20 protein-coding genes and 3 pseudogenes are annotated in these 22,208 nt (G+C 52.6%); 12 read left to right on the top strand and 11 right to left on the bottom strand.

The window, feature by feature from the left end; all coding sequences use genetic code 11:
- Positions 1-5 precede the first annotated feature (5 nt).
- From RC74_RS13065 to dctP, 3 genes are all read right to left on the bottom strand, one after another.
- A complete protein-coding gene (locus tag RC74_RS13065; protein ID WP_039003854.1) occupies positions 6-1,301 on the bottom strand; it encodes a TRAP transporter large permease in 1,296 nt (431 codons plus the stop codon).
- Positions 1,298-1,879, bottom strand: a complete 582-nt coding sequence (locus RC74_RS13070) for a TRAP transporter small permease (protein WP_236939924.1) — start codon at positions 1,877-1,879, stop codon at positions 1,298-1,300. Before RC74_RS13070 ends, RC74_RS13065 begins: the two co-directional genes overlap by 4 nt.
- Before the next feature lie 88 nt (positions 1,880-1,967).
- A complete protein-coding gene (gene dctP, locus RC74_RS13075; protein WP_417935159.1) occupies positions 1,968-2,960 on the bottom strand; it encodes a TRAP transporter substrate-binding protein DctP in 993 nt (330 codons plus the stop codon).
- 494 nt (positions 2,961-3,454) lie between these two features.
- Here dctP and RC74_RS13080 point away from each other — a divergent pair, with 494 nt between their 5' ends.
- Complete coding sequence (locus RC74_RS13080) at positions 3,455-4,339, top strand: dihydrodipicolinate synthase family protein (protein WP_039003852.1); 885 nt, start codon at positions 3,455-3,457, stop codon at positions 4,337-4,339.
- A gap of 292 nt (positions 4,340-4,631) precedes the next feature.
- Complete coding sequence (locus RC74_RS13085) at positions 4,632-5,333, top strand: GntR family transcriptional regulator (RefSeq protein WP_052275056.1); 702 nt, start codon at positions 4,632-4,634, stop codon at positions 5,331-5,333.
- A gap of 288 nt (positions 5,334-5,621) precedes the next feature.
- On the opposite strand, the gene RC74_RS13090 is transcribed toward RC74_RS13085, so the two are convergent.
- From RC74_RS13090 to RC74_RS23560, 5 genes and pseudogenes are all read right to left on the bottom strand, one after another.
- Positions 5,622-6,209 (bottom strand): SH3 domain-containing protein, encoded by a 588-nt coding sequence (locus tag RC74_RS13090; protein ID WP_156477472.1) that lies wholly within the window; start codon positions 6,207-6,209, stop codon positions 5,622-5,624.
- 187 nt (positions 6,210-6,396) lie between these two features.
- Positions 6,397-6,762 carry a curli-like amyloid fiber formation chaperone CsgH gene (gene csgH / locus RC74_RS23440; RefSeq protein WP_335339594.1) on the bottom strand — a complete coding sequence of 122 codons (366 nt, stop codon included), beginning with the start codon at positions 6,760-6,762 and terminating at the stop codon, positions 6,397-6,399.
- Between the two features lie 69 nt (positions 6,763-6,831).
- Positions 6,832-7,428: pseudogene (locus RC74_RS23050) on the bottom strand (GMC family oxidoreductase); the annotation flags it as partial.
- Between the two features lie 39 nt (positions 7,429-7,467).
- Positions 7,468-8,019 (bottom strand): annotated as a pseudogene (locus RC74_RS13100) (TRAP transporter large permease subunit); the annotation flags it as partial.
- 61 nt (positions 8,020-8,080) lie between these two features.
- Positions 8,081-8,299 (bottom strand): annotated as a pseudogene (locus RC74_RS23560) (hypothetical protein); the annotation flags it as partial.
- A gap of 165 nt (positions 8,300-8,464) precedes the next feature.
- Here RC74_RS23560 and RC74_RS13105 point away from each other — a divergent pair.
- On the top strand, positions 8,465-9,187 hold the full coding sequence (locus RC74_RS13105) for a GntR family transcriptional regulator (protein WP_039003850.1): 723 nt from the start codon (positions 8,465-8,467) through the stop codon (positions 9,185-9,187).
- Between the two features lie 24 nt (positions 9,188-9,211).
- On the top strand, positions 9,212-10,033 hold the full coding sequence (locus tag RC74_RS13110) for a TolB family protein (RefSeq protein ID WP_039003849.1): 822 nt from the start codon (positions 9,212-9,214) through the stop codon (positions 10,031-10,033).
- Between the two features lie 68 nt (positions 10,034-10,101).
- Here the strand turns inward: RC74_RS13110 and RC74_RS13115 are convergent, their stop codons facing one another.
- Genes RC74_RS13115 through RC74_RS13125 form a run of 3 tightly spaced genes read right to left on the bottom strand, consistent with a single transcriptional unit; the run spans position 10,102 to position 12,576 of the window.
- The gene (locus tag RC74_RS13115) at positions 10,102-10,905 is read right to left on the bottom strand and encodes a carbohydrate ABC transporter permease (protein ID WP_039003848.1); all 804 of its coding nucleotides are present in this window, start codon (positions 10,903-10,905) and stop codon (positions 10,102-10,104) included.
- 2 nt (positions 10,906-10,907) lie between these two features.
- Positions 10,908-11,783: a carbohydrate ABC transporter permease gene (locus RC74_RS13120; protein ID WP_039003847.1), complete on the bottom strand. Its 876-nt coding sequence runs from the start codon at positions 11,781-11,783 to the stop codon at positions 10,908-10,910.
- Between the two features lie 34 nt (positions 11,784-11,817).
- Positions 11,818-12,576 carry a DeoR/GlpR family DNA-binding transcription regulator gene (locus RC74_RS13125; protein ID WP_039003846.1) on the bottom strand — a complete coding sequence of 253 codons (759 nt, stop codon included), beginning with the start codon at positions 12,574-12,576 and terminating at the stop codon, positions 11,818-11,820.
- 260 nt (positions 12,577-12,836) lie between these two features.
- On the opposite strand from RC74_RS13125, the gene glpD reads away from it, so the two are divergent.
- The 8 genes from glpD to glpK all read left to right on the top strand — a co-directional run bounded on the left by glpD (position 12,837) and on the right by glpK (position 22,143).
- Positions 12,837-14,435 carry a glycerol-3-phosphate dehydrogenase gene (glpD, locus tag RC74_RS13130; protein WP_039003845.1) on the top strand — a complete coding sequence of 533 codons (1,599 nt, stop codon included), beginning with the start codon at positions 12,837-12,839 and terminating at the stop codon, positions 14,433-14,435.
- Between the two features lie 21 nt (positions 14,436-14,456).
- The gene (locus tag RC74_RS13135; RefSeq protein WP_039003844.1) at positions 14,457-15,548 is read left to right on the top strand and encodes an ABC transporter ATP-binding protein; all 1,092 of its coding nucleotides are present in this window, start codon (positions 14,457-14,459) and stop codon (positions 15,546-15,548) included.
- Positions 15,549-15,559: 11 nt separating this feature from the next.
- Positions 15,560-16,639, top strand: a complete 1,080-nt coding sequence (locus RC74_RS13140; protein ID WP_039003843.1) for an ABC transporter ATP-binding protein — start codon at positions 15,560-15,562, stop codon at positions 16,637-16,639.
- A 53-nt stretch (positions 16,640-16,692) separates the two neighbouring features.
- On the top strand, positions 16,693-17,565 hold the full coding sequence (locus RC74_RS13145) for a carbohydrate ABC transporter permease (protein WP_039003842.1): 873 nt from the start codon (positions 16,693-16,695) through the stop codon (positions 17,563-17,565).
- Positions 17,565-18,413 carry a carbohydrate ABC transporter permease gene (locus RC74_RS13150; protein WP_039003841.1) on the top strand — a complete coding sequence of 283 codons (849 nt, stop codon included), beginning with the start codon at positions 17,565-17,567 and terminating at the stop codon, positions 18,411-18,413. Before RC74_RS13145 ends, RC74_RS13150 begins: the two co-directional genes overlap by 1 nt.
- Before the next feature lie 23 nt (positions 18,414-18,436).
- Positions 18,437-18,709 (top strand): DUF2160 domain-containing protein, encoded by a 273-nt coding sequence (locus tag RC74_RS13155; protein WP_039003840.1) that lies wholly within the window; start codon positions 18,437-18,439, stop codon positions 18,707-18,709.
- A gap of 73 nt (positions 18,710-18,782) precedes the next feature.
- Positions 18,783-20,507, top strand: coding sequence for an ABC transporter substrate-binding protein (locus RC74_RS13160; RefSeq protein WP_039003839.1), 1,725 nt, complete (start codon positions 18,783-18,785; stop codon positions 20,505-20,507).
- Between the two features lie 148 nt (positions 20,508-20,655).
- Positions 20,656-22,143, top strand: coding sequence for a glycerol kinase GlpK (gene glpK / locus RC74_RS13165; protein WP_039003838.1), 1,488 nt, complete (start codon positions 20,656-20,658; stop codon positions 22,141-22,143).
- Positions 22,144-22,208 lie beyond the last annotated feature (65 nt).

Consider the following 22,208-nt stretch of genomic DNA (forward strand, 5'->3'; position numbering starts at 1 on the left):
TCCTTTCAACCAGCATAGCCCATCATGCGGGGCAGGGTTAGGACCAAGCCCGGCCACAAAACCATGCAGAGTAAAGCCAGCAGAAGCACGCCCAAAAACGGCCAAACCTCGCTGATGATTTCCGAAAGGGGGATTTGAGTGACGGCGGTTATGACAAAAAGCAGGATGCCGTAGGGCGGGGTGATTAAACCGATCATGCAGTTTACCACTGCGACCACGCCAAAATGCACGAGATCAATCCCCAACTCGCGGCAGGTCGGAATGAACAGCGGGATAATCACCAAGATGATTGTGGTGGCGTCGAGCAAACAGCCCAGCAGGAGCAACAAAAGGTTGACGCTTAGCAGGAACACGAGGGGGTCGACATCGAGGCCAACCAGATGTTGGGCGAGGACGCTCGGGATATTTTCCGAGGCAACGACATAGTTGAGAATAAGCGCGCCGCCGATCACCAGCCCCACGGCCGCAGACGAGCGCGCGCTTTCGACGAGGATGTGATAGAGCGCCCTGAAGCTTAGCGCCCGATAGAACAGAGCGGCCAGCAACAGCGCATAAAACGCGGCAACGGCTGCGGCTTCTGTTGGGGTCGTGACACCGCCATATATTCCATAAAGCAGGATGGCGGGCATCAATAACGCGGGGAACGCATTCGCCGTGCGGCGTGGCAATTCACGAAAAGGGACGGGTTCCTCCAAGGCAAATCCGCGTCGTTTGGAAAGCCACCAATTCATCGCCATCAATACGCCGCCCATGAACAATCCGGGCACAATGCCACCTAGAAATAGGTAGCCAATGGATGTGTTTGAGACGAGCGCATAGAGGACCATCGGGATTGACGGTGGAATGATAGGCCCAATCGTGGCAGATGCGGCGGTGATTGCTGCTGCGTAGCCACGCGTATAATGGCCGCTTTTGGTCATCATTTCGATGATGATTTTGCCGATCCCCGCCGCATCTGCGATGGCGGATCCGGACATTCCCGAAAAGATCAGGGAGGCAACGACATTAACATGCCCCAAACCACCGCGAAAACGCCCAACAAGTGCCACACAGAAGCTCAACAACCGGTCGCTGATGGTGCCTGCATTCATGATGTTGGCCGCGACAATGAAGAGGGGGACCGCCAGTAAGATAAAACTTTGATAAAGCCCATCCATAAGCACCTTGCCCGCAATCCCAACGCCAGCACCGCTCGCGAAAAGGTAAACGAAAACTGCGAGGAGAATGGCATAGGCAATCGGTGCGCCGATGCCTGCCAAAACCATCAGCGTTGTGATGCACAGAAAGAATTCAAACGTCATGCGTCTTTTTGCTCCGTGTTGGAATTTTCCGGCTCTTCAACGCCAAACCTGATGGCGCGATATGCAGCCCAGCCATAACGGAGGGAGACAACAACAAGGAAGATTATGTAAATCGAATAGAGATCGCGCATACGGACCCAATCGCCCAAAAGGCTACTGAGAGTGGCCGTTTTCTTGAGCCTAAGAATGTAGAATTTTGCCCATGTCGGCTCAATCGCGAGGAACAACCCCACACAGATTGCACAGCTGGTGATGATGATGAATTTTCGCCGCAAAGAGGGGCGCACGTAGTTTAGGAGGATATCAAAAACGACGTGATCGCGCGGACGAACTACAAATGCATTGCCCCAGAAGACAAGCCACACCCACAGCAGGAGGCAGAATTCGAGCGTCCAGCCAAAGTTGGACGGCTCAAAGATCGGATGAATATCAGGCAACCAGGCCAGCCGCGCCGAATACCGCACAGCGATCTGTAAAATGAACGTTAGAAACATGGTCGCCATCATGATTGCGGCAACAGCTTCTGCAAAACGTGTGAATTTAGACAGGATTTTAGTCATCGGAGTGCGTTCAGACACATCGGGTGCCTATTCCTGTTTTGGGTGTATTTAAGGGCCGTAAGAGAGGCGCATTGCACGCCTCTCTCTTGTTTGGAAAAGCCTAAGCCTAGTTTCCGAGTGCGTTGATCTGTTCAAGCACGCCTTCTGGCCAAGATGCCGCGAATTCAGACCCAACATATTGCTGCTGAACATGGGTGCGGAAGGCTGCAAGATCAGGCTCATAGATTTCTAGGCCTTTTTCTTCGAGGAAAGACACAAGATCAATTTCTTTTTGCAATTGGTTCTCGCGACCACTCAACGCTGCGGCATCCGCGGCGGCTTGCACAGTGACTTGCTGCTCTGGCGTTAATGCGTCCCATGTCGCCTTAGAAAGCGCGATGTAGTTCAAATCGACCAAGTGAGATGTTAGAACAATCTGGTTTGTTACCTCATAAAACTTGGCATCAACCACGGTAGGAAGGGGGTTGTCTTGACCATCAACCGAGCCTGTTTGCAGGGCGGTATAAACTTCGGTGAAGGACATTGGAGTGGGGTTTGCACCCAGAGCTTTGCCAAGGAACTGCCATGCATCCGTGCCTGGCATCCGCAGATTGATACCCGCAAGATCGGCAGGCGTCATAACCGTCAACTCGTCTTTTGTCTGTCTTAGGTTCACGTGCCGACGTCCAAGATACATGACGGCCAGCAATTTCACGCCCAACTCTTCTTCAACTTTAGCTTTGAACGGATCCATCAGTGGATCGTTGAACACGCGCACTTGGTGCTCGGCGTCTTGATGGACATACCCGGTGGCAAAAATCGAAAACTCAGGGAAGAATTGCGCCAACTCTTGTGCCGATGCAATCGACATTTCTAGATCGCCAGAGGCAATCGCTTCCAACTCTGAACCCTGCGCAATCAAGGACGCGTTGTAGTGCGGCTCGTAAGTTGCGAACTCTGCGATCGCAGGCGCAAAAACTTCGGCAAGGGCAACCGACCTCTGATCGGTATCAGACGCAGGCGAGGACATCCGCAAAGTTATTGTGTCGGCAGCAAAAGTGGGGCCAGCAATTGCGGCCATTGTAATCGCAATAACTGCGCGGCGGGTAAAGTTCATCATTTTTGGTCTCCTCCAAAATTAGTGACGCGGCGCATGTCCGCGATTCGATCCCCAGCCCGTCGGGTTGGGAATTTGGCCAAGGGGTCTAAACTGACGTCGTTAAACTTAGCTTGGTTTCAGTTTTAATGCTAAAAAGTGTTTTCCTCCAAACACTTAATTCAATCGCGCAACGCAAACCTTTCGGGTGTCTTGTTGCGACTACTCCCTTGCTCCCCTCCGGTCGTAACGCGATTTCACCCAAACTGTGGCAACTCATCCGTTCGGTGTCAAGGTAACATGTTACACGGCGTTTAACTTTTTGCACTGGATGGAAACCGTAGGGCAGGAGGTAAGCCTTATGCCCGTAACTATTCACTGAGAGATGGGGACGTATGGTGCGCGTTTCTTCAACGAGCCTCCTATTTCATTTCGAGGTTTTAGCTCGGCGGCGAATGCACGTTGACATCCGCAAATAAAGCAAATTAACATGTTAGTCGAAAACAGGAGAGAAACGCATGAAAAAAACTAGGATCTTTGGCCTTTCGGCAGCATTGGTAACGCCATTCGGGCCAACGGGCGATCCTGATTTGACCCGTGTGGTCAGTCACGCAAAATTCGTCATCTCCGGCGGGTGTGACAGCGTTACTCTCTTCGGTACGACGGGCGAGGGGTTTGGCCTTAGTTCGCACGAGCGGCGGGATATTTTAGAAGCGGTTTCAGGCGCTCTATCCAAAGATACACCGATTGGCGTGGGCATTCTGACCTGCGATATCGCGACCGCAGCCGAACAAGCGCTTTCTGCCTATGCAGGCGGTGCGTCGCGGTTGTTGATGGCGCCGCCGTTTTTCATGAAGAACATGGGGGACGATGGGCTTTTTGCGTGGTACAGCGCTGTTTTTGATCGGATCGGCGATGCCCTCAAAAACGTAATCCTTTATCACATCCCAAGCCAAACAGCGGTGCCGATTTCCGTTGAGTTGGTTTCTAGATTGCGCGCCGCATATCCTGGTGTGATCACAGGCATTAAGGATAGTTCCGGCGATTGGGACACCACCAAAAAATACCTTGCGGCACATGGCGATATATCCATCTTGGTGGGCGACGAACGCCAATTGCCAAAAGCGATGGCAAATGGCGCAGAAGGCTCGATTTGCGGGGTTTCAAATTTCCTTCCCGGATTATTGCGCAGTATTATCCACGAGGGGGCTGATGCGCGGCTTTTGTCAGGAATCGTTGATATGGTGGTTGCGGGCCCTGTAACGCCTTCGGTCAAGGTTCTGACGGCGCATGTCTCCAATGATCCGGAATTCATCCGCGTCCGACCGCCCCTGTCGCAATTGTCCGAAGCGGCCCAGAAGGCACTCATCCAAGGGTATGAGGCGGCCATGGCAAAGGGATGACGCGCCACTTACCTTAAACGCTCTCCATGCTAATCAGGTTTTCGCTAGACGTGCGGCCACATGAACTAAAGTGCTTGTGGAAAAACCTTGATGGGTGGGGGCGCCTCCTTTTGCGGACGATGATTGGGCCTCCCGCGTGCGTCATTTTAAAACGCTGGTTTCGAATGGGGACGCCGAAGGTCACTTGAGGGGAAAATTGGCTTTCCGACGGATGATCCGTGTGACATGTTAATCTGAAGTTAGGACGCAAGGGCGTCAAAAGTCACTTAATCGTTCTTACTGGAGGTGCCAAATGAAAACTTCGAAACCGATCCCAAAGCCCGACGAAGGTAAAACCAACAGTTTGCGCGAGCAAGCCTATGGCAGTTTCACAGAGCATCTTTTGGCGCGCTCCCTTCGGCCGGGTCAATTCGTATCACAACGAGAGTTGGTCGAGTTGACGGGGCTTGGTCTTGGTGCCATTCGCGAATTGGTCCCGAGGCTTGAATCGGAAGGATTGATCAAGACTGTTCCCAAACGCGGGATGCAGATAGCGCACGTCGATCTCAACCTGATCCGCGACGCGTTCGAGTTTAGGCTTTTCATCGAGGTAGAATCCGCATCCCTATTCACTCAAAATGCGTCGAATGCCGATGTCGCGCGTCTCCATGAAGTACATGTTGCAATTGTTCAGGAATGTGAGGAAGCCGCGGCGGCAGGAGGCATTCAACCCGAACTCGTTGCGCGGGCGCAATCCATTGATTGGGGCTTCCACGCGACGATTGTTGATGCGCTTGGCAATCGGATAATCAACGATGCTTATCGCGTAAATATGATTAAAATCCGATTGATTAAGCAAGAACAGACCCAATTAAACCTCGCGGTGATCGTTCCGACAATGCTTGAACACATCAAAATCATTGAGGCTTTCAAGGTGCGCGACGCTGCCAAGGCCAGCCAAGCAATGCGGGAACACATAATAAGCGCGAGAAACCGCGCCTTGGAACAACGCTAACGGCCAAGTCATATTGGATGGCATTACAGACAAAAAAATTGTTAGGGGCAGGGTGGTTTCGTCTCACTCCTACTTTAATGCCGGTCCCCTAGTTACTTGATTGGCGCAACCGGAGAAACTCGCCAGACGCGATTTTCTCCGGGCAATATCACGATGCGTCGTGACAAAAGCTTCTGGGGTCTTGCAGAGACGGGTTCGAATGGGACTGACAGCGGCAAACAACAGCCGATTAATTCGACACCCAATTTCGAGGTGCTTGACGATTGGGTCTCTTCAATCGAAATAATATCAGCAGGCGTTTAAGTAAGTTGCAATTGGCCATTCATCTTTTCGCAACATCGTTTTCTTGATCCAGCCTGCAGCCTCGCCGAAACGCGCGCGGCACCAAATTCCGTCAGAGGCTGTTGTGCAATAGTTGACCTTTAAGCAGGTGCCTTTTGGCAACGTCCCTACCGAGAGCGAATTTCCTCGTGGTTGTTCGCGGACGTTTAGGTTCACAAGCAATTCAACCGAGGAAATAACGCCGCCGCCCTCTGTGAAAATGGGCAGGGCCAATTCCTCTTTTGTTGCGCATTCAGCCGTGTAGCCTTTGTAAATACACCGGTGTTCTCGAAGGGCTTGGCTGAACTTGGCGTTCTCTGGGGCGCCATTCGCTCGCTCTAAAATAACGCTGCGAAATGTGTCCCCGACGTCACCAGTTACTCGATTTTGGTTGCCTCCGAGGCGGGCAATCAAAGCGTCATTCTCAGCATAGAGGGCAAGTTGGTTGTCTTCGATATCCCATGCTTTGACGCTGTCAAAAGGGGCCACACAATTTTCGGAGGTACCGGAGGGGCGCAATTGAGATTCTTCAACCACGCCACGCAGTTCAATCACATTCGTAAGCTCAAAGGAGCATGGAGCGGGGCTCGTTGAAAACGACGAGTCAAAAATCAACCATTGACCAGAAAAAGCCTCTAAAAACATATCTTTAGATTGTGCTGTTGCCTGTATCGAAAAACAAAGAACAAGTGAATTGATAAGCCCAAATAGACATAATTTCGATTTCATTTTCTTACCCAATTTAATTTTTTACTGGTTCTATATCTGAAGTCGCGCGCGCGATCTCCAAACCTTCGGATTTTACAATAAGGACCACTTTCAATGTGGTGTTGCCATTTAGGTTAATGCCGCTTGAGCCAATGGTGTCGATGCTGCCAGCGCGGATCTGAAATTCACCAGACTGTCGCAGGTTCGCGGTGCCCGATGCGTCTTCCTTGGAAACGATCATTTCCGCCTCGACAACACCATCGGACAAGCCAAGTACACGGCCCGTTATGACAACTTTGGACTCTTGAGGGACGACAGAAAGTTCAGCGATGGCAATATCGCCACTTGCAGGCGCACTTAGGAACATACTGGCCAATACAACTGCAGAAAATCTGCGCATATTTGACACTATTGACTTAAAGTGGTTTGCGTAATCACAACTGTGCCAGCATTTGAAAACACAGCGGGGGAACCTGTCGCCGTCGTGTTGTTTCCAACCTGATTGAACGTTACGTTTGTGGTTGCCCTCGTTGAAATCGGTGGTCGACGGGATGCCCATTTGCGTGGCGGCATTTTGGAAATCATCAAGAATGTCCCACTTCAAACGCTGGCGCGCGACCTTCCATTCGCCGCCTTGGCCGTGGGTTATTCCGTCTGCATCTGGGCGATCTTGGGAGCGGACAAAATAGGGGAGGACGTCGCTCCAACCCCAACCCGTATTGCCCATTTGCGCCCAGCCGTCATAATCCGCAGCTTGGCCGCGCATGTAAATCATACCGTTGATTGAGCTGCATCCGCCTAAGACCTTGCCGCGCGGATAACCCAAAGCACGTCCGTTTAGCCCTTTTTCCGGGGTGGTCGACATCATCCAATCGGTGCGCGGATTCCCAATACAGCGGAGGTATCCGACTGGAATGTGAATCCATGGGTAGGTATCCCGCCCACCTGCCTCAAGGAACAAGACCCTTGTGCGGGGATTGGCCGAGAGGCGGTTTGCCAGCACGCATCCCGCCGTGCCGCCCCCCACGATAATATAGTCGTAATCGCCGTCTAAACTGCGTGCCATAGTCAATTCCAATTGTTCGAGATGTAACGGCGTTTGCAGTTAATGGATGGCGAGCGCTGGAAAGATAATCAGCAAGCCAACCGCGATCACTTGGAGGCAAATAAATGGTACAAGTGATCTGAAAATCTCACCCAGTGAGATGTCCGGTGGTGCCACGCTTTTGAGGTAGAACGCGGCCGGACCAAAGGGCGGTGTGAGGAATGACACCTGCATATTCATCGCGAATAATACGCCAAACCAGACAGGATCATATCCGAGGTCTTTGATGATCGGCACGAAAATCGGCATGGTCAAAAGCGCGATCCCGACCCAATCAAGGAACATGCCAAGGATGAAGAGAATGAGCATCATAAACAGGATAATGACGGTGGGGGAGTCTGACACTCCTGTGATGAGGGTGGAGATAAAGCGGATACCTCCCATGAGGTTATAAACGCCAACCAAGGCGCTCGCGCCGATGCCAATCCACATAATCATTCCGACTGTGGCCAGTGTGTGTAGCGCGGAATCTAAGAGCATACGGAATGAAAATTCGCGCCGTAAAATCGTTGATGCAATGACGCCGGCAACCCCGATGGCGGAGGCTACGGTTGCCCGCTTCTGCGGCAGCATCCAAATCGATATGATCAAAGCCTACCCCGGCCCGTACAATGATTTTGCAACGCTCCAATTGAGCGATCATCGAACGGGTAACGGGCATCTCGTGCCAAACCACCATCGCATCACAGGAGTTCAGAACCGTTTGCGGAAGACGGTGAATTTCGCGTTCGCGGAATATATCCCAATCGATATTATTTCCGGCTGTCGCCCGTTCGATCAGAGCGTCGTCTGGATATTGTGCGTCGGGTGTCAGGAGACGAAAGCGGGGCATGTGAGTCCTCTTGGGTGTGGATATCACTATTTGTTATTCTAGAAATCTAGAATTTTAATAACTTGTCAATCCTGTTTTTTTCATGCTTGGTAAAGGAGTAAAATTAGTGGGTAGCGCGCTTAGCCGTCCATGCTGTAACTAGGAATGACCTATGAGGAGAGTGCTGTGTCGTTGACCCAAGATGCATGTGAGCGGATTCGCGAGGCAATTGTCTCTGGCAAACTAGAGTTCGGCGAGCGGCTGTCCGAGGAGCAAATCGCGCGGGCGCTTGGGATGAGCAAAGCCCCAGTGCGGGCGGCCTTTATGGATTTGCGCGACATGGGTCTTGTGACGGTTGTGCCGCAAGCGGGAACCTATGTGTTTGCGCCCTCCAAGCAGGACGTCGAGGAAATGAGCCACTTTCGCGCCATGTTGGAAAACAAGGCATTGAACGATGCCCTTGCGCGTGATCCCGAAGCGGTTGTACAGGGGCTTTCTGCGGCAATTTACCAAATGGAACAGGCGATCGCGTCGGGGGAATGGGCGCTCTATAGCAAAGCCGACAGCGCCTATCATCGGGTATTGTTGCAGCTTGCGGGCAATCGCTACCTTGAAAAAGCCTATGATTTGACCGCGACTGCTCTGGAGGCCTTGCGTGCTCGTTTGCAATCGGGGGAAGGGAACTTTTGGCAACGCTCTTTTGCCGAGCACATTCAAATGCGCGACCTTATCGTTAAGGGCAAATTCGACGCGGCACACGCGATACTGCAGGAACATATTTTGATCATTAATCGCTCGCTACCCGAGCCAGATACAAATCCGTATAAGCGCACAAAAGTTCAGCGGCGTTCAGACGAAGAATGCACCGCGCTGATGCAGCAATACGGTCCAACTTCTCGCCGAGTTTAACGGGCCGTTTTGCAGGAGAATATTTTGAAAAGTGAGATTGTGATTTATAACCTGGCCACGGGGTCCGAGGAGGTTATTTTGCTTTTGGATCAACATCTTGAGGCTCCAAATTGGACGCCGGATAACGCGGCCCTCATCGTAAATGGGGAAGGGCGGCTGTATCGCGTTGACCTAAGCGCACCGGCTCTGGCAACCATCGAAACGGGGTTTGCAACGCAGATCAACAACGACCACGGGGTCTCGCCGGATGGGACCACATTGGTCATGAGCGATTCAACCGAGGAGGGGCGTAGTGTGATTTACACGTTGCCGACAAAGGGGGGCACGCCGACGCGCATAACGCCTTTGGCTCCCTCCTATTGGCACGGGTGGTCACCTGATGGCGCAACTTTGGCCTATACCGCGAAGCGTGGCGATACCTTCGAAATCTACACCTGTCCGGTTCACGGCGGAGAAGAACGGCAAGTCACCTTTGGTTTTGATCACTGTGACGGTCCAGATTATTCGGCTGACGGCGCGTGGATTTGGTTCAATGGCGAACGCGATGCCAGTGTTTCTTTATGGCGCGTGCGTCCCGATGGACGTGATTTGGAATGCATGGTGGCAGATGATCGGGTGAATTGGTTTCCCCATCCCTCGCCAGACGGAAAATATGTGCTCTACTTGGCCTATGAAAGCGGGACGCAAGGGCATCCATCTGAGCGCCGAGTTGAGCTGCGCCTTGTGTCCGCAGAGGGCGGCAGACCGCAAGTGCTCTTGGAGCTATATGGCGGGCAAGGCACGATAAATGTGCCGTGTTGGGCACCCGATAGCCAACGTTTCGCATTCGTGCGCTATCACGCCTAAGCGGCGTTTTGGATTCCGGAGAGTGCGCTTCTGCCAAATGGTCTGTCAGCGTCATTGAGGTGGATTTTTTAGACGCGCCCGATTTTGAACCCCCGCGAAAGATGATTTCGCATCGAAAAAAGTAACACCACACCGGGCAGCATGGAGGCGAGGGTGACGGCCATGACCAGTCCAATATCGGTTTGAAACCCAAAGAGTGCGTTGATCGCCATGCTGATCGGTTTCCCGTTGGTTGTGGTCAGGATGCGCGCGAAAACCACCTCGACCCACGAGAACATGAAGCAGAAAAATGCTGTTACGGCGACGCCCGAAGCAATTTGGGGCAAAAGGAATTTCCAAATAAACATAGGCCGCGAATAGCCGTCGATAAAGGCGGTTTCATCCATTTCCTTGGGAACGGCCGAGATAAACCCTTGGAGAATCCAGATCGAGATTGGGACGTTGAACAGGCAATGTGCCAAGGCGATGCCGAAGGTTGAGTTCACGATTCCGAGTGCGGAGAAAAGTTGAAATATCGGTAGGGTTAGCACCACGGGCGGGGTGATACGAAAGGCGATGAAGGCAAGGAACAGGTGTTTGTCGCCTAAGAAGGAAATGCGCGAGAAGGCGTAGGCCGCAGGGATGGCAACGGGTATGGTGATGCAGATATTGATCAGCACGTAAGCGATGGAATTCAGGAACGCCGAGCGTAGGTTTGGGTCGGTCCAGATGCCCCGATAATTGCCTAGCGTGAGGCTTCCGACGTCCATATTTGGGGTTGCCAAAGTCGCGGTGAAGCTGAGGAGGGTCAGTTGCACCAGCGGCAGACAGGTGAACACCATGAAGGCCAGCAGGGCCGTTGTTTTGAGGAAAGGGAGCGCGCGGATAAGCATGATTAGGCGGCCTTTTCTGTGGGCACGTCATCAAGCTTGCCTTGGGCTTTGCTAAACATCCACGCGACGGTCAACACGATCATGAAATAGAGCACAGAGCGCGCGGCGGAAGGGCCGTAGTTGAAGGCTTTAATTTCTTCGCCGAGGTCAACCGCGAGGAACATTGTCGCGCCGTTTGGGCCGCCCGCATTGATGGGGAAGGCCTCCGTGTAAATCATGAAAGAATCCATGAACCGCAATAGGATCGCCATAAGGAGGACGTTGTATAGCTTGGGCAATTGGATGAACCGAAACACCTGCCACGGGCCTGCGCCGTCGATTGCGGCCGCTTGGTAGTGGGCTGCCGGAACGGTTGTCAGGGCACTATAACAGAGGATCACAACCAAGCTTGTCCAATGCCAAACGTCCATCACAATGATGACCAGCCATGTAGGAACCACCGAGAATTTCCAATCTGAGGGCCAGCCGAAAGCAGGTAGAATGCGCCCCAAAAGACCCGTGTCTGGGTTGAGGAGACTGAGCCAAAGTGATGGGATCATGTTCCACGGCACCAGAAGCGGCAAGGCCACCACACAGAGCGAGACGCCGACCCAGAATTTTCGTTGGGGGATGCAAAGGGCAATCGCAATGCCAAGGGGAATTTGGATGGTTAAGATCAGCGCCGAAAACAATGTACTGCGGCCAAAACTTGCCCAGAAACGGCCTGAACTTATGATCTCGGAGTACCATTCCGTCCCGACCCAGAAGCGCGAGTCTAGGATGAAGATTTCGAAGAAGGAGTAATTAACGACGGTTATCAGAGGGATCAGCCCCACGAGGCCAAGCACGAGTAGGGCTGGCAAGACAAAGGTCCATCCGACGTTACTGCGCGTTTTCAAATGAAAAGCTCCCCCGAGCGTGACCGAAGCCCGTTTAAACCGTGACCACTTCGGTGCCCCAACTGCTACAATTCGCCAGCAGATCTTTGGACAATGTACCGTCGGTAAAAAGAGCGCTCACATCCGCGAGAGAGCAGATTGTGAGCGGTGCTTTGCGTTGAAATTTAAGATGATCTGCAACGACCATCACTTTACGCGAGCGTTTTATGGCGGTGCTGCTGACCATAATCTCCTGCCCGTCGAAATCAAGCAGGTCGCCGTCCTCATCAATGGCGGAACAGCCTAAAACCGAATAGTCAAACTTGAATTGTTTTACCATTTCAACGGTTAAGCCACCGACAATGCCACCATCGGCACGGCGCAAAACGCCACCGGCCAAAATGATTTCGCAACTATGGTTGGCCGCAAGAATATTCGCGATGTTAATGTTGTTTGTCACCACCAATAGGTTTTCGTGGTCGAGCAGTTCGCGCGCCACGGCCTCGGTACTTGTCCCAATGTTCATAAAGACCGACGCGCCATTTGGGATTGCTTCGGCGCATTTCACGGCAATCGCCTTCTTGCCCGTATCGTTCAGGCGGCGGCGTTCCTCATATTGAATATTCACAACGCCAGACGACACCACCGCGCCGCCATGCACCCGTTGAAGACGGCCGCGATCGGCCAAATCAGAGAGGTCGCGCCGGATAGTTTGCACCGTGACATCATAAAGTTCGGCAAGGCCATCCACGGTAACTTTGCCCTCTTTGCGCGCAAGTTCGAGGATATCTTTCTGTCTAAAGTTTGAGACCATGGCTTTCTCCCTGACGTCGCGTAATAGAATCCTAACAATCAACAGTCCGAGCGGAGCGTCAAGGGTTCGAATCGATTTGCGTAGATAAAATTCGCCAAAAGGGAGGGAATAGGAAAATTAAATGCATGGATTTCAACATTTTACCCAAAAAGGAAAAGAAACGAACATTCGCTATTGATTTGCGGAGTGGCTTAGTGTTGTCTTAATGAATGTTGAGCGCTGGGAGGCGGCGACAGAAAATCGACGCTTGGGAGGCTTCATTGAATCAACGTAATCTTCACGACATCGTGGACCTTTTCGTCATTGGCGGCGGCATCAATGGATGCGGTATTGCGCGTGACGCGGTTGGCCGTGGTTTGAGTGTTGAGTTGGCGGAAATGAACGATCTGGCCTCTGCAACGTCCTCTGCCTCCACCAAGCTTTTTCACGGCGGATTGCGCTATCTTGAGTATTTTGAGGTCCGCCTTGTTCGCGAGGCGCTGATCGAGCGCGAGACCCTTCTCAAAGCGATGCCGCATATCTCATGGCCGATGCGATTTGTGTTGCCTTACCACAAGGATATGAGGTTCGACACCGACACTCCGACTTCAAAATTGCTCAGTATTGTGATGCCTTGGATGAAGGGGCGCCGCCCTGCGTGGCTCATTCGGTTCGGGCTTTTCCTCTATGATAATCTGGGTGGTCGCCAAATTCTGAAGGGGACAACCTCTTTGAGTTTGGCTGGAACGCCAGAAGGCGCGCCGCTGCAGGAGCGCTTTGAAAAAGCCTACGAATACTCCGATTGCTGGATCGAAGACAGCCGCTTGGTGGTTCTGAATGCGCGGGATGCTCAGGCGCGTGGCGCAAAAATCAATGTGCGCACCAAGGTTGTGTCCGCCGAGCAAGTTGATGGCCTTTGGGAAATTACGCTGGAGCCAAAAGGTTTGCCGCGACGTGTGGTTCGGGCCCGTATGCTGGTAAATGCGGGCGGCCCTTGGGTTGAGGATATTATCCGCAACACGGTGCGGATCAATGCCACAGAAGGCGTGCGACTGGTGCGGGGCAGTCATATCGTGACGCCCAAATTATACGATCACGACAAATGTTATTTCTTCCAAGGCGAAGATGGTCGGATTATTTTCACAATCCCCTACGAGACTGATTTTACGTTGATCGGAACCACGGATGCCGAGCATACTGACGTGTCACAGAAGCCCGTTTGTACCCCAGAAGAGCAAGCCTATCTTGTTGAATTTGCGTCGAAGTATTTGAAAACGCCTGTCACCACGGATGATATCGTCTGGACCTATTCCGGCGTGCGCCCTTTGTATGATGACGGCGCGACCTCTGCGACGGCGGCAACCCGTGACTATGTGTTGAAAGTTGATGAATCCGCGGGAGCGCCAATCCTGAACATCTTTGGCGGTAAGATCACCACCTATCGCCGGTTGGCCGAGAACGCGTTTAAAAAGATAGCGCCATTTTTTCCAAATGCAGGCGAACCCTGGACCGCAGGAGTTCCAATGCCGGGAGGGGATTTTCCCGTTGATGGGGTCGCGGATTTGCAAGCGCGGCTTACGGCGCAATACCCGTTTTTAACTGAACGCTGGGCAGTGCGGCTGATCAAAGCCTATGGCTTGGATGCCTTTGAGGTTCTTGGGGATGCGAAAACAGAATCCGATCTGGGGCAGCCTTTTGGTGCTACACTGACTGAACGGGAAGTTATCTGGCTGGTGCAAAAGGAGTTTGCACGTTCCGCAGAAGACATCGTTTGGCGTCGTTCAAAATTAGGCCTACGCTTGTCCAAAGACGAAATCGAAATGCTTGACGCATGGCTGGCCAAAGCGCCCGTAATGTCATTGCAGCAAGGCGCAGTGTAAGCTGCGGATAGGGAGAGAGAAATGTCACTTGTTCTAGAGGGCGTGTCGAAGGTTGCGAATGGCCAGACACATATTTACCCCACCGACTTAGAGCTGCAGTCCGGCACTATGAATGTTTTGCTTGGGCCAACCTCATCGGGCAAGACATCCTTGATGCGTTTGATGGCTGGACTCGATGTGCCTAATACGGGCAAAGTTATCTGGAACGGTCAGGATGTGACAGGCATGCGTGTGCAGGAGCGCGGGATTGCCATGGTCTATCAACAGTTCATTAATTACCCGTCGATGAGTGTTTACGACAATATCGCCAGCCCGATGCGCCTTTTGGGGCAATCGGCGGACCAGATCGACAAGGCCGTTAAGAAGGCCGCCGACCTGATGAAACTAGCACCGTTTCTTGAGCGCAAGCCGCTTGAGCTTTCGGGTGGTCAGCAACAGCGGTGTGCGTTGGCGCGGGCGCTGGTGAAGGATGCGGGCCTTGTTTTGCTGGATGAGCCATTGGCAAACCTCGACTATAAGCTGCGCGAAGAATTGCGCGCCGAGATCCCGAAAATCTTTGAGGAAGCTGGCTCGATCTTTGTCTATGCGACCACGGAACCCGAAGAAGCACTATTGTTGGGTGGCAACACCGCGACCCTCTGGGAAGGCAAAATCACCCAATTTGGGTTGACGCCTTTCGTTTACAGACAGCCCGTGGATGCGACCACCGCCCGCGTATTTTCCGATCCGCCGATGAATTTCCTCCCTGTTCAAAAGGTCGGAAACCGCTTGAAGTTTGGCAATGACCAAACAGATAGCGCGGCTTCGGGGGCCTTTGCTGATCTTAAGGATGGCCGTTACGTCGCGGGGTTCCGACCCAACCATCTGAAGCTTGAAAAGCACACGCAAGGCGCTCTGGAATTCACGGGTAAGCTGAACGTAACCGAGATAACGGGGTCGGAAACATTCATCCACCTCGACCACCACGGCGAAAACTGGGTTGGTTTGGTGCATGGCGTGAAGATACTGGAAATTGGCGCTTCGTTGAAGGTCTATCTGGATCAAAGCCATGTTTACATCTTTGCAGAAGATGGCACTTCGGTCGCCCCAGCAACTTATGCAACCGCAGCCTGAGGGACATTCAAATGGCAAAAATCACCCTCGAAAATCTGGCACATTCGTACCTGCCCAATCCGAAAAGCGACGACGACTACGCGCTGAAAGAATTGAACCACGACTGGGTGGATGGCGAAGCTTACGCCCTGCTTGGGTCGTCAGGTTGTGGCAAGTCCACGCTGCTCAACATCATTTCGGGTCTACTACATCCTAGCCAGGGTCGTATCCTGTTTAATGACCGTGACGTGACAATGGAGCCGACGACGCAGCGCAATATCGCGCAGGTTTTCCAGTTTCCCGTTGTTTATGATACAATGACCGTGCACGACAATCTGGCGTTTCCGCTGCGCAACCGTGGGGCTGATCCCGCCTATATCAAAGAACGCGTTCAGCAAATAGCGGCGATGATTGGCATGGAGGCCACCCTTGGTCACAAGGCGCGCGGGCTGACTGCGGACGCAAAACAGAAGATTTCGTTGGGACGTGGCATGGTGCGCGAAGACGTGAATGCGCTTTTGTTTGATGAGCCGCTGACCGTGATTGACCCACATATGAAATGGGAATTGCGCACACAGCTTAAATCGCTGCACCACGAATTCGGCCACACGATGATCTATGTGACCCACGACCAGACCGAGGCCCTGACTTTTGCGGATAAAGTGGTGGTTATGTATGACGGGCGGGTTGTGCAAATGGGTACACCGCAAGAACTTTTTGAAACGCCAGCGCATACGTTTGTTGGCTATTTCATCGGCTCTCCGGGGATGAATGTTCTGTCTGCCGAAGTGACGGGAAATACCGCCCTGATTGGTGGCACAGAGATCGCGCTTGGCAAAGGCTATGGCAGTCCAAAAGGCAAAGTCGAACTTGGCGTTCGGCCCGAATTTACCGCGCTCGTTGCGGGTAACGAAGGTCTGCCCGTGACCATTAAGCGGGTCGAGGATGTTGGCCGCCACAAAATCGTGCGCGCCGATTTCCAAGGGACCGAGATCAATATCCTCGCCGAAGAAGGTGCTAACATTTCACCCGACATGAACCGAGTCGTGTTCGATACGGCTGGAGTGAACGTCTATTCCGATAGTTGGCGGGTTCCCCCGCAAGGAGCGTGACATGATGATGAAATCGAAAACCCCGCCCTTCACATCTTTGCAAGGAATGAGCCATGAATAAGACAGTCAACCAAAAGGCCTGGTTCCTCGTTTTACCAGTGCTGCTCCTTGTCGCGTTTTCTGCGGTTATTCCTTTGATGACCGTTGTGAATTATTCGGTTCAAGACACCTTCGGAAAAAACGTATTTTTCTGGGCTGGCCTCGATTGGTTCCGTGATATGATGGCCTCAGAACGCATGTGGAATGCGCTGGGTCGCCAGATCGCGTTTTCCTGTATCATCCTTGCCATTGAAATTCCGCTGGGGATTTTCGTGGCGCTGAACATGCCGAAAAAAGGGTTCTGGGCCTCGTTTTGCCTGATCCTGATGTCGTTGCCCTTACTTATTCCGTGGAACGTTGTGGGCACCATTTGGCAGATTTTCGGGCGCGTTGATATTGGTCTTTTGGGCTATACACTGGCCGCCTTGGGGATTGATTATAACTACACCCAAGACTTCTATGCTGCATGGGTGACCGTCATTGTGATGGATGTTTGGCACTGGACTTCGTTAGTTGCGCTTTTGGCTTATGCGGGGCTTCAGTCGATCCCCGATGCCTATTACCAAGCAGCGAAAATCGACCAAGCCAGCCGTTGGAAAGTATTCCGCTTTATTGAGCTGCCCAAGATCATGGGCGTCCTTATGATCGCGATCCTGTTGCGCTTTATGGACAGCTTTATGATCTACACCGAGCCTTTCGTGGTGACGGGTGGTGGACCGGGAAATTCGACGACGTTCTTGTCGATTGACTTGGTCAAGATGGCGCTAGGACAGTTTGATCTTGGCCCCGCAGCCGCCTTCTCGATCATGTATTACCTCGTGATCCTGTTGATTTCATACGTCTTCTACACTGTGATGACGAACCTTGATAAAAGGGATGGCCACTGATGTCTGATTTTACCAACACAGCGCAAAAGCGTGGCTTTGCTTTACCCAAGATCAGAGGCAACGCCATTGTTATGGGCCTTTACTTGCTGTTCTTGCTTTTGCCGATCTATTGGCTTTTGAACATGAGCCTCAAGACCAACTCGGAGATTTTGAACAACTTCACCCTTTGGCCACAGGATTTGACCTTCGACAACTACCTGACGATCCTGACGGATCCGTCGTGGTACACGGGCTATCTGAATTCGATGACTTATGTGGTCATGAATATGGTGATCTCCCTCGCGGTTGCGCTGCCAGCGGCTTACGCTTTCAGTCGTTATACTTTCCTTGGGGATAAGCATTTGTTCTTTTGGTTGCTCACCAATCGGATGGCGCCCCCCGCCGTTTTCGCGCTGCCGTTTTTTCAGCTCTATAGCTCGGTCGGGTTGTTCGACACGCATATTGCCGTCGCTCTCGCGCACTGCCTGTTTAACGTGCCGTTGGCGGTTTGGATCTTGGAAGGGTTTATGCGGGGTGTGCCGAAAGAAATCGACGAGACCGCCTATATCGACGGCTATTCTTTCCCACGGTTCTTTATTCGGATTTTCACGCCCTTGGTTGCCTCTGGTATTGGGGTCACCGCGTTCTTCTTGTTCATGTTCAGCTGGGTTGAATTGCTTCTAAGCCGGACGTTGACCAGTGTGAATGCGAAACCGATTGCCGCCACAATGACACGGACCGTCGGTGCCGCAGGGATCGACTGGGGTGTGCTCGCAGCAGCGGGCGTCCTGACGATCGTTCCCGGTGCATTGGTGATCTATTTTGTCCGTAACTACATCGCCAAAGGCTTTGCCTTGGGTCGCGTGTAAGAAAAGAAAGAGGAGAAACAAGTATGGAATGGATGGCATGGACTTGGCCGACCGCCGCTTTCTTTGGGGTTATCGCGGCAACGCTGATTACTTTTACGACCCTTGCGATTAAATTCCCCGAGGTGCCGCGCAATGGCGTCCTTGGGATTGAAACAACGCGCGGTGACCGACTGTTCATCACGCTACTTGGCTCGGCCTTTATTAATCTGGCTTGGCTTGGAATGCTCAGTGCCCCCCAATGGGGAGCCCTGATCGTATGTCTCTTTTATGCCATCGCGGTTTTCCGCTGGGTATAAGGGACGGCATTATGGGGCGGTCCCAATTATAAAAAATGACCGCCTTACTTGTTCTATTTTTGGGAGGACTAAAATGAACTTACGACTACTTAAAGGGACGACTGCGCTCGGACTTGCAGCTTGCATGCTCACCGCGCCGGCGTTCGCAGACATGGAGGCCGGCAAGGCTTTCCTCGACAGCGAGATCGGCGATCTTTCGACGCTGTCGCGTGCCGATCAAGAAGCTGAACTTCAGTTTTTTGTCGATGCGGCACAGCCGTACCAAGGCATGTCGATCAACGTTGTCTCCGAAACAATCGGAACGCACGAGTATGAGGCCAATGTTTTGGCTCCAGCGTTCGAAGCCATCACCGGCATCAAGGTCACACATGACCTGATCGGCGAGGGCGATGTTGTTGAAAAGCTGCAAACACAAATGCAGTCGGGCGAAAATATCTATGACGCCTATATCAACGACTCCGATTTGATCGGGACGCACTGGCGTTACCAACAGGCGCGTAACTTGACCGACTGGATGGCGGGTGAGGGTGCTTCTGTTACCAACCCCAACCTTGATCTGGAAGATTTTATTGGTCTTTCATTCACCACGGGTCCGGATGGCAAAATTTATCAGTTGCCAGACCAACAATTCGCGAACCTTTACTGGTTCCGGTATGATTGGTTCAACGACGAGCAAAACAAAGCGGACTTCAAAGAGAAGTACGGCTACGATCTCGGCGTTCCTGTAAACTGGTCCGCCTATGAGGACATCGCTGAATTCTTCACGGGTCGTGACTTGTCGCGTCTTGGCGTAGAAGGCGAAGTCTTTGGCAACATGGACTATGGCAAAAAAGACCCATCCTTGGGTTGGCGCTATACTGATGCGTGGTTGTCCATGGCTGGCGCTGGGGACGAAGGCGTGCCAAACGGTCTGCCAGTTGACGAATGGGGTATCCGCGTTAACGAAAACTCACAGCCTGTTGGCTCGTGCGTTGCGCGTGGCGGTGCCACAAACGGCCCAGCAGCAGTTTACGCTGTGACCAAAGCAATCGAATGGTTGGAAAAATATTCTCCACCCGCGGCTGCTGGTATGACATTCTCCGAAGCGGGCCCAATTCCTGCACAGGGTAATGTTGCTCAACAAATGTTCTGGTACACGGCCTTTACTGCGGCCTCGGTTGAGCCTGATCTGCCTGTGATGAACGAAGATGGTACGCCAAAATGGCGTATGGCCCCTTCGCCACACGGCGCATATTGGACTGAAGGAACAAAAATCGGCTACCAAGATGCCGGTTCTTGGACTTTGATGAAATCCACTCCTGTGGATCGTGCTCAAGCGGCTTGGCTCTATGCCCAATTCGTTACGTCCAAAACTGTTGACGTGAAGAAAAGCCATGTTGGCCTCACATTCATCCGTGAATCCACAATCCAGCATGATAGCTTTACCGAACGTGCACCAAAACTTGGTGGTCTCGTTGAATTCTACCGTTCGCCAGCGCGCGTTCAGTGGTCGCCAACAGGTACAAACGTACCTGACTATCCAAAATTGGCACAGTTGTGGTGGCAGAACATCGGCGACGCAATGTCCGGTGCGAAGACTCCACAAGAGGCCCTCGACACGCTTTGCGCAGACCAAGAAAAGGTTATGATCCGTCTTGAGCGTGCAGGTGTCCAAGGTGATATCGGTCCGAAAATGAACGAAGAGAGCGATCCTTCTTTCTGGCTCGATCAGCCTGGTTCGCCAAAAGCGAAACTGGCCAACGAAGACGAAGATCCCGTCACGATTTCCTATGACGAGCTGATCAAGTCTTGGCAGTAAAAACCTGATTTTGGGGCCATTCAGGTGGCCCCAATTTAATACTCAATCGACATTTCTTTGGACGAACGGTGGGCCAACCGGCCAAAGAAACGGGCGGTCGCTTTTATCGGTGGCCGCCTACCTACATTAAAAGCATGGTGGAAATAGCATGACCTACATCCTCGCGATTGACCAAGGCACGACCTCAACACGTGCGATTGTGTTTGATAGAACGATGGCCGTCGTTACCAGCGAACAACAAGAGTTCGCCCAACATTTCCCCCACTCCGGCTGGGTTGAACACGCGCCCGCCGACCTGTGGAATACCACGCTTGCCGCCTGTCATGGGGCGATCAAACATGCCGAAATCTCACCCACAGATATTGCCGCCATCGGGATCACCAACCAACGCGAAACCACAATTGTTTGGGACAAGATCACGGGCGAACCCCTTTATAACGCTATTGTTTGGCAAGACCGGCGCACGGCCAATCAATGCCGTACCCTGCGCGAGGCTGGCCATGAAGAGATGATCACCGCGCGTACAGGTCTTTTACTGGACCCTTATTTTTCGGGTACAAAACTCAAATGGGTTTTGGACCATGTTGAGGGCGCACGCGAACGTGCCGCCAAGGGTGAATTGCTCTTTGGTACCGTCGATAGTTTCCTGATTTGGAAGCTGACGGGGGGCGCAGTTCATGCCACAGATGCAACAAATGCCGCGCGCACAATGCTTTACGACATTCGCAAAGGCCGTTGGAGCAAAACGATTTGCGACCTGCTTGAAATCCCGATGGAGATGTTACCAGAGGTCAAGGATTGCGCCGCTGATTTCGGTAAAACGGACGCGGATTTGTTTGGCCGCGCGATCCCGATTTGTGGCGTTGCTGGCGATCAACAAGCCGCGACCATCGGGCAGGCGTGTTTTCAGCCGGGTATGATGAAATCGACCTACGGCACGGGGTGTTTTGCGCTTTTGAATACGGGCGAAACTCCTGTTGTGTCGCAAAATCGCTTGCTGACCACGATCGCCTATCAACTGGACGGAAAACCTACCTACGCGCTTGAGGGGTCTATTTTTGTTGCCGGAGCCGTTGTGCAATGGCTGCGTGATGGGTTGCAAATCATCCAAGACGCCTCGGAGACGCAAGCGCTGGCTGAACAGGCGGACCCGCATCAAAATATTGTTTTGGTCCCCGCCTTTGTGGGCCTCGGTGCACCCTATTGGAATGCGGAATGTCGAGGGGCTGTTTTTGGGCTAACCCGTGGATCTGGACCCGCGGAAATGGCCAAGGCCGCACTGGAAAGTGTTGGTTATCAGACCCGTGATTTATTGGATGCCATGTCCGCTGATTGGCAAGCGACAGGTGTTCAACCAACCCTGCGGGTTGATGGTGGCATGTCGCAAAACGATTGGGCGATGCAGTTCCTTTCGGATATTATCGCCGCCCCTGTGGACCGCCCAATGAACCTCGAAACCACGGCCCTTGGTGTGGCATGGCTCGCGGGAATGCATGTTGGTGTTTACCCTGATCAGGCAGAATTTGCAGAACAATGGGCCCGTGAAACCCAATTTGTACCGCATATGGACGAGGCCCAACGCCAAGAAAAATATACAACTTGGAAAAAAGCCGTCGACGCGACACTTAGCTTTTAGGCGGTATCGGTTCTTCGCGCATACCGTACCAATGCGAAAAACCTTTCTCAAACAGCAGGGTAAAC

Source organism: Falsihalocynthiibacter arcticus (genome assembly GCF_000812665.2).
In the GTDB taxonomy this organism is placed as follows: Bacteria; Pseudomonadota; Alphaproteobacteria; order Rhodobacterales; family Rhodobacteraceae; genus Falsihalocynthiibacter; species Falsihalocynthiibacter arcticus.

Bases quoted from the DNA above. Each gene is read 5' to 3' on its own strand.
- RC74_RS13065 (WP_039003854.1), bottom strand. From the start codon at position 1,301: ATGACGTTTGAATTCTTTCTGTGCATCACAACGCTGATGGTTTTGGCA.
- dctP (WP_417935159.1), bottom strand. From the start codon at position 2,960: ATGATGAACTTTACCCGCCGCGCAGTTATTGCGATTACAATGGCCGCA.
- RC74_RS13080 (WP_039003852.1), top strand. From the start codon at position 3,455: ATGAAAAAAACTAGGATCTTTGGCCTTTCGGCAGCATTGGTAACGCCA.
- RC74_RS13085 (WP_052275056.1), top strand. From the start codon at position 4,632: ATGAAAACTTCGAAACCGATCCCAAAGCCCGACGAAGGTAAAACCAAC.
- csgH (WP_335339594.1), bottom strand. From the start codon at position 6,762: ATGCGCAGATTTTCTGCAGTTGTATTGGCCAGTATGTTCCTAAGTGCG.
- RC74_RS13115 (WP_039003848.1), bottom strand. From the start codon at position 10,905: ATGCTTATCCGCGCGCTCCCTTTCCTCAAAACAACGGCCCTGCTGGCC.
- RC74_RS13125 (WP_039003846.1), bottom strand. From the start codon at position 12,576: ATGGTCTCAAACTTTAGACAGAAAGATATCCTCGAACTTGCGCGCAAA.
- RC74_RS13135 (WP_039003844.1), top strand. From the start codon at position 14,457: ATGTCACTTGTTCTAGAGGGCGTGTCGAAGGTTGCGAATGGCCAGACA.
- RC74_RS13140 (WP_039003843.1), top strand. From the start codon at position 15,560: ATGGCAAAAATCACCCTCGAAAATCTGGCACATTCGTACCTGCCCAAT.
- RC74_RS13145 (WP_039003842.1), top strand. From the start codon at position 16,693: ATGAATAAGACAGTCAACCAAAAGGCCTGGTTCCTCGTTTTACCAGTG.
- RC74_RS13150 (WP_039003841.1), top strand. From the start codon at position 17,565: ATGTCTGATTTTACCAACACAGCGCAAAAGCGTGGCTTTGCTTTACCC.
- RC74_RS13155 (WP_039003840.1), top strand. From the start codon at position 18,437: ATGGAATGGATGGCATGGACTTGGCCGACCGCCGCTTTCTTTGGGGTT.
- RC74_RS13160 (WP_039003839.1), top strand. From the start codon at position 18,783: ATGAACTTACGACTACTTAAAGGGACGACTGCGCTCGGACTTGCAGCT.
- glpK (WP_039003838.1), top strand. From the start codon at position 20,656: ATGACCTACATCCTCGCGATTGACCAAGGCACGACCTCAACACGTGCG.